The sequence below is a fragment of the Sphingomonas sp. Ant H11 genome (assembly GCF_000797515.1).
GTDB lineage: Bacteria > Pseudomonadota > Alphaproteobacteria > Sphingomonadales > Sphingomonadaceae > Sphingomonas.
On the sequence record NZ_JSBN01000115.1, the window covers coordinates 1 to 6,709 of the forward strand.

At 66.0% G+C, this 6,709-nt stretch carries 8 protein-coding genes and 1 pseudogene; all 9 read left to right on the forward strand.

Going from position 1 to position 6,709, the window contains the following annotated elements; translation table 11 throughout:
• Positions 1 to 309 (forward strand): DNA -binding domain-containing protein (locus NW75_RS18245; protein WP_033966644.1); only part of this gene is annotated, 309 nt, incomplete at its 5' end.
• A 95-nt stretch (positions 310 to 404) separates the two neighbouring features.
• On the forward strand, positions 405 to 662 hold the full coding sequence (locus tag NW75_RS18250; RefSeq protein ID WP_033966645.1) for a helix-turn-helix transcriptional regulator: 258 nt from the start codon (positions 405 to 407) through the stop codon (positions 660 to 662).
• Complete coding sequence (locus NW75_RS18255) at positions 662 to 1,543, forward strand: replication initiator protein A (RefSeq protein ID WP_033966646.1); 882 nt, start codon at positions 662 to 664, stop codon at positions 1,541 to 1,543. Before NW75_RS18250 ends, NW75_RS18255 begins: the two co-directional genes overlap by 1 nt.
• Before the next feature lie 311 nt (positions 1,544 to 1,854).
• A pseudogene (locus tag NW75_RS28415) lies at positions 1,855 to 2,349 on the forward strand (site-specific DNA-methyltransferase); the annotation flags it as partial.
• A 214-nt stretch (positions 2,350 to 2,563) separates the two neighbouring features.
• On the forward strand, positions 2,564 to 3,082 hold the full coding sequence (locus NW75_RS18265) for a DUF2840 domain-containing protein (protein ID WP_033966648.1): 519 nt from the start codon (positions 2,564 to 2,566) through the stop codon (positions 3,080 to 3,082).
• Positions 3,079 to 3,699, forward strand: coding sequence for a S26 family signal peptidase (locus NW75_RS18270; RefSeq protein ID WP_331386189.1), 621 nt, complete (start codon positions 3,079 to 3,081; stop codon positions 3,697 to 3,699). The genes NW75_RS18265 and NW75_RS18270 overlap by 4 nt, the downstream gene beginning before the upstream one ends.
• Complete coding sequence (locus NW75_RS18275) at positions 3,668 to 4,003, forward strand: DUF736 domain-containing protein (protein ID WP_033966653.1); 336 nt, start codon at positions 3,668 to 3,670, stop codon at positions 4,001 to 4,003. The genes NW75_RS18270 and NW75_RS18275 overlap by 32 nt, the downstream gene beginning before the upstream one ends.
• A gap of 39 nt (positions 4,004 to 4,042) precedes the next feature.
• Positions 4,043 to 4,747: a lytic transglycosylase domain-containing protein gene (locus NW75_RS18280; RefSeq protein WP_081988823.1), complete on the forward strand. Its 705-nt coding sequence runs from the start codon at positions 4,043 to 4,045 to the stop codon at positions 4,745 to 4,747.
• 186 nt (positions 4,748 to 4,933) lie between these two features.
• Positions 4,934 to 6,022 carry an IS110 family transposase gene (locus tag NW75_RS18285; protein WP_033966655.1) on the forward strand — a complete coding sequence of 363 codons (1,089 nt, stop codon included), beginning with the start codon at positions 4,934 to 4,936 and terminating at the stop codon, positions 6,020 to 6,022.
• Positions 6,023 to 6,709 lie beyond the last annotated feature (687 nt).

Sequence of the window (6,709 nt, forward strand, 5' to 3'; positions counted from 1 at the left end):
GACGCGCGCCCCTCGCGCCGCAACGGCGCGTTCCGGCCGACGGCATTTCAGCGGCGACGCCTCGACCTCCTGCTCGACATACTCGATATGCTCCTGACTCCCCCATCCGCGCCCAGACCGACGTCGCACGAGATCGCAAGGCGCCTGATCTATCCCGGCATGACGATCGGGCGCGGCATGGAATGGAAATCCTCGACCGAACGCCGCCGCACCCAGCGCCTGATCAACGAGGCGCTTGCCCTCATGCACGGTGGCTATCGCGCGCTGCTCCGCGGTGTCGTCGGGGGGCGACAAAAGTCAGCGGCGTGAAATAGCCGCTCCGGGGCGCCGGCCCTTCTTCTCCAATGTCCGCCCCGTGGTTCCGCACCGGCCCATGCCGGCCGGCGCATCCAAGGAGGACGATCATGCAGCCAGACGCATCCGCGCAGCGCCCGCGCTATCTCAAGACACCCGATGCTGCGACCCATCTCGGTCTCAGCCCGCGTACCCTCGAAAAGCATCGCTGCTATGGCACCGGCCCGGTCTATCGTCGGCTTGGCGGGCGGGTGGTCTATGCGATCGACGATCTTGAGAGCTGGGCCGCGCTCGGCACGCGCCGCTCGACATCCGATACCGGTGCCGGCACCGTCCATCCCGCCCGGCGCCGTCCGGCGGAGGGCTGATGACGGTGCCGCGCAACGCATCCCTTGGGATCGGCGAACGCGCCCAGCTCGACCTGTTCCGGTCGGTGCCGGGCGATCTCGCGCCGCGCGATGCGCAGGACCTGATGACATGGCCGTTCTTCAGCCTCGCCAAGTCGAAGCGCGTCACCCCTATCGATTTTCGCATGGGAGAGACGTGTATCTCGGTCGAAGCGGTGCCCGAACATGGCATGGCGACGATCTGGGATGCCGATGTGCTGATCTGGGCAACCAGCCAGATCGTGGAGGCCCGCGATGCCGGGCATCCGACTTCGCGGCTGATGGCGACGACACCGCATGAAATCCTGAGTTATGTCGGCCGTGGCACCGGGCGCGACAATTATGATCGCCTGAAGGCGGCGCTTGACCGTCTCCAGTCGACCACCGTTGCGACCTCGATCCGGCAGCAGCACCAGCGTCGGCGTCACCGCTTCTCATGGATCAACGAGTGGCAGGAGCGCCTCGACGCGAGCGGCCGTCCGCTCGGCATCGAGTTGATTCTGCCCGACTGGTTCTACGCCGGCGTCCTCGATCGCGCCCTCGTGCTGACGATCGACCGTGCCTATTTCGACCTGACCGGCGGCCTCGAACGCTGGTTGTACCGTGTTGTTCGCAAGCATGGCGGACGCCAGTCCGGCGGCTGGAGCTTCGATGTCAAGCATCTCCATCTCAAGTCGGGCGCGCTCTCACCGTTGAAGCGCTTCGCTTTCGAGCTGCGCGCGATCGTGCGCCGGCAGCCGCTGCCCGGCTACACGCTCGCGATCGAACATAGTTTCGGCCGCGAGCGGCTTAGCTTCGCGCCGCTTCCGATCGATCCGATGGACGCAGCGATGCGCCGTCTCAAGCTCCCGCGCTATGGATAAGCAGCGATGATGGTCGTCCTATCAGGAACCCGCCGACTCGTCCTATCGGGAACTGCGGAGTCGTCCTATCGGGAACCGGCGCGGGCCGGAAACCCGCAGAAATCCGCGCGAAATTGGCGCCCCTCTAACGGTGCTAATAGAGAAGAATCCTTCGGATTCCTGCTAACGCGCCGCGCCGCCGTGGATAATGGCGCCGCCCGCCATTGGCTACGGCCACGCCGCCGGGATGCCGCCATGCGGCTTGGCGGTGCGGAATGACGATACTTGTCGGCGACTGCCGCACCGTCATGCCGGATCACGGCCCGTTCGACATGATTTTCGGCGATCCGCCCTATGGCGACACGTCGCTGGGTTGGGACCGCCGTGTCGAAGGCTGGCTCAGCCTGGCGTGCAATGCGCTCACCCAATCCGGTTCGATCTGGGTGTTTGGATCGCTGCGCAGCTTCCTGGGCGCGGCGGATGAAATTCGCTTGGCGGGCCTGCGCTATGCGCAGGAGATCGTCTGGGAGAAGCAGAACGGCAGCGCGTTCCACGCCGATCGCTTCAAGCGCGTCCACGAGCTTGCCGTTCAATTCTATCGTTCGGACGCACCCTGGTCAGGCATCTACAACGTCGTCCAGACCACCAGTGATGCGACCGCGCGCACCGTCCGGCGCAAGGTACGCCCGCCGCATACCGGGCATATCGAGCGCGGCCACTATGTCAGCGAAGATGGTGGTCCGCGCCTGATGCGGTCCGTCATCTATGCGCGCAACTGCCACGGCCGCGCGATCCACCCGACCGAAAAGCCGGTCGGACTGATCGAGATACTCCTGCGCGCGAGCTGCCCGCCGAAGGGGCTGGTCGGCGACTGGTTCGCCGGATCGGCGCCGTCGGCGAAGCCGCGCGCGCGACCGGCCGCCGCTATGTCGGCTGCGAGATCGATGCCGCGATGGCGGCACTCGCCGAAGCGCGCATCGCCGCCACGCTTCCCTTCACCAGCGCATCGCCCGCGCCCGATCCTCTTCCCGGAGCAGTGTCATGAACCGTCCGTATCCCGGGGAGCGCGTCAGCGCGAACGCCGTCCCGCCGCTGCGTGGCGCCATGACCGAGGTCGAACTCATCTGGATCGAGAAGCGGCTCGAACACTGGATACGCTTCGGCCGGATCGCTGGCGAGCGCATCGTCAGCCGCAAGACGCGCATCGTCTCTTTCCGGCCGAACGCCATCTTCGCGCTCATTCGCTGGGCATCCAACGACTTTGGCACGATCCATTCCCGCATCGACATCCTGCGCGCGGTCGGCGCGCACGAAGCCTATACGACCGCGCCGTTCGTGCGCCCCGGCGGCGAACTTTATCTGTCGATCCAGGGCTGGGCCAAGGTCCGCGCCGTGCTCGCCGCGATCGATGCGGTGGACGCCGCCGGTGTCGATCCGTGCGATGCCGCGCCCGACCATTGGCGCCATGTTCACAACCGGCTGAGTGCAGGCGAGCCGCCACGGCTCTATACCGCCGAGCGTCACGCCGCCTGGCTCAAGCGCAAGGCGATCGAAGGATGAGCCGGCTCGGTTATGTCATCGTGACGGCACTGCTCGCTGAGCTATTCGCCGGCCTGTTCGTCGCCGTCGCGCTGCTTGCGCCGCATCCCCGCCTCTTGTGGAACGCGACCGCCAGCGCACCTATTGGCCTCTACAGGCTCACTGCGGTCGACCGGCCGGGGCTTGGCGACATGGTCGCCGTGATGCCGCCGCCGAACCTCGCGCGCTTCATGGCCGAGCGGCGCTATCTGCCCTTGGGCGTGCCGCTTCTGAAGCATCTCGCCGCCGATCCCGGTGCCCGCATCTGCCGGCACGGCGCGCGTGTGACGGTCGACGACCGCATGGTGGCGATCGCCCGGACCAACGACAGCCATGGCCGACCGTTACCGGTCTGGCGCGGCTGCCATGTGCTCGGGCCGCGCGAGCTGTTCCTCCTCAACACGCGCCCGACAGCATGGACGGGCGCTATTTCGGACCGCTGCCCGTCAACGGTCTGCTCGGCCGCGCGACCCCCCATGCTTACGCGCGATGCACCAGACGCGCCGCTTCGCTGGCGCGGCCTGACCGCGCCGACTGGTTCTCCCACCCCAAGCAAGGATGTGTCCTATGCAGATCGGCAGCTTTCAATTCGTTGGTGACGCCTATGTCGGCCGGCTCCAGACGCTGACGCTCGACGTGCCATTGCGCATCGTGCCTATCGCCAATTCCGGCGCGGAGAAAGCGCCCGATTGGCGGGTGCATCTCGACGACAATACCCTCGGTTCGGAAATCGGCTCGGGCTGGACGCATGAGCGCGAAGGCGGCGGCAGCTTCATTACCGTGCAGGTCGATTGTCCGACGTTCGATCGCCCGTTGCGCGCCAATCTCCTGCCGTCCCGGACCCAAAAGGACGCGCATCTCCTGCTCTGGTCGCGGCAGAAGCGCCGTGCCCAGGAGGACTGATCCGATGCGCGTCAATGCGTTCGCGCCCCTGTGCGCTTCATGTTGGCGGCGACATTGATCGCCATTACCGTCACCTCGTTTCCGGTCGATGCCGCGCAGGGTGACGAACCGCCAGCTATCGCGCCCGCGCATCCTTATGCAGCCCATGTTGCCGAAGCTGCGCGCCGGTTCGGCCTTCCCGAAGGCTGGATCTGGGCGGTGATGCGGGCCGAAAGCCGCGGCGATCCGCGTGCGCTTTCGCCGGTCGGGGCGATGGGCCTCATGCAGATCATGCCGACGACCTGGGCGACGCTGACCGCGCGCTATGCGCTCGGATCAGACCCTTATGATGTCCGGGCCAACATCAATGCCGGTGCGGCCTATCTGCGCGAGATGCTCGATCGCTATGGCGACCTCGCCACCGCGCTTGCCGCTTACAATGCCGGTCCGGGCCGCGTTAACGAGTGGCGGTCGGGCGCTCGCGCATTGCCTGCCGTAACGCGCGCGTATGTCGATCGAATCGCCTCGACGGTGGCAAGTCCGGGCATCGCGCCTGAGAGCGGGGCACCGCTTGCGCCGTCAACCACCTGGCGCAGCGCCGGTCTCTTCATCGAGCGCAGTGATGGAGCTTCGACTGTGACCGCCGCTGCCGCCAGCGTGCAGCCGACTGGGAGGCCTCCCGCATTGCCGCATCCCGTTTCCGCACAACCAACGCCGTTCGTCCATCCGCTCTTCGTCTCTCTTTCCGGCGGGCGCGCGCCATGAGCGGTCGCAGGGCATCGTGGCGGGGCATGACGGGCGACAGGTCAGAAGGTCGCAGGAGGCAAGTCGCGGGAGAAAGGCAGCAGAAGGGATTGCCGCTGTAATTGGGCAGGCGAGCCCAGCGGCAGTATCGTGTGCGGAGACCGAACGGCGAACGAGGTCGCTGCGGTCAAGCGCAGGAGAAAAGCGATGGAGTATTTTGCCGGACTGGATGTGTCGATCGACGAGACCGCGATCTGCGTGGTCAGCGATGGTGGCGAAACGATGCTGGAAACGTCGGTCCCGACCGACCCGGCCGCGATCGCCACCGCGCTCAAACCTTACGCAGAGCGACTGCGTAGGGCGGGCCACGAAGCGGGCGCTTTGTCGCCTTGGTTGCACCCCGAGCTGTTGGCGGTGGGCGTTCCCGCGGTGTGTCTCGAAACCCGCCACGTCCGTGCCGCGATGAGCGCGCAACGCAACAAGACCGATGCGAAAGACGCGCTCGGGCTGGCACATATCATGCGCACCGGGTGGTTCCGCCAGGCGCATATCAAGACCGAAGCCTGCTACCGGATACGACTGTTGCTGGTCCAACGCCGCAACCTGAAACGCAAGTTCCTCGACCTTGAGAACACCATCCGCCACTCGTTGAAGGCGTTCGGCATCCGGCTCGGCAAGGTCGGGCGCGGCGGATTCGAGCAGGCGGTGCGCGAGGCCGTCGTCGAGGACGCGATGACGGTCGGTCTGATGGACTGCATGTTGCGCGCGCGGGCCGCTTTGTGGGCGGAATACCTCGTCTTGAACAAGCTTGTGGTGCAGCTCGCCATGGCCGACGATCTGTGTCGCCGCTTCATGGCGATCCCTGGCGTGGGGCCGGTCACGGCGCTGAGTTTTAGCGCCGCCATCGACGATCCGACCCGCTTCAAACGATCGCGTGACGTCGCCGCCTACTTCGGCCTGACCTCGAAACGGTGGCAGTCCGGAACGTCGATCGACGTGAAGGGGCGCATCAGCAAGGCGGGCGACCCGGATGTCCGGCGAGCGCTCTATGAGGCGGCGTCGGCGATGCTTACGCGCTTCAAGGGAAGCGACACGATCAAGGCGTGGGGCCTCAAGCTGGCGAAGACCAAGTGCCACGCCAAGGCCCGCGTCGCAGTCGCGCGCAAGCTCGCGGTGGTGATGCACGCGATGTGGCGCGACGGCACGTTCTACATCGGAGATCCGCAGGCGACCGAGGCCGAAACCGCCGTGTGGATCGCCGCCAAAGCCAAGCGTCTGAGCTATGCTCGGACGTAACCATCAATCGTGTTTGCGCAGCCGGATCAACGGTAAATAGCGCTGAGGAGGTCCGCGTCAGCGGATGAGGAATGGTACAGACGAGGAAGACGGGAAGCACGATATCTTGCCTGTGGCCAACCCGCTCAACAGACGGGTCGGACCACGCCCGGAATGCCTGTGATGATGCCCCGTGAGTCCGATAGCGACATGTGCCGCGCCGGTCTGAAAGCTGCTTGCGAGCAGCCCGAAATAGCCGCCGATGAGCACGGAAGAATGCACCGCGTACCAGACCTCGAATGCCGACAGGGACCAGCAGCGCGGGCGGCTGTGGCGCGCTTCGCAAATATGGTAGGAGAACGACGATGGTAGAGACGGCGAACAGGAAGAGCCCAATTAAGAACGCAAGATAAAAGGCGCGTCGGGCATCGACGCTTTTGTGGTTGTAGAAGAATAGCTTACCTGTCCGACGGCCGCGCCGGGCGTCGGACGTTCCATCACGCTATCCGCCGTTTTGCGCGGACAATCTGTCGGACGCCCCTCCCAAGGGCCTCATCGTGAGCAGCGACGACGAGGATTTCCGGGTTCGGCCGGGAAGGAACCGGGACTCAGGTCACGCCTCTGGCGGCAAGGCCAAGAGCCTTGCCGCCCAGGTTCGGCGCGCGGCGGCACGCTCGGGCCGAGGCCGATCGCTGCGGACGGCTGGAC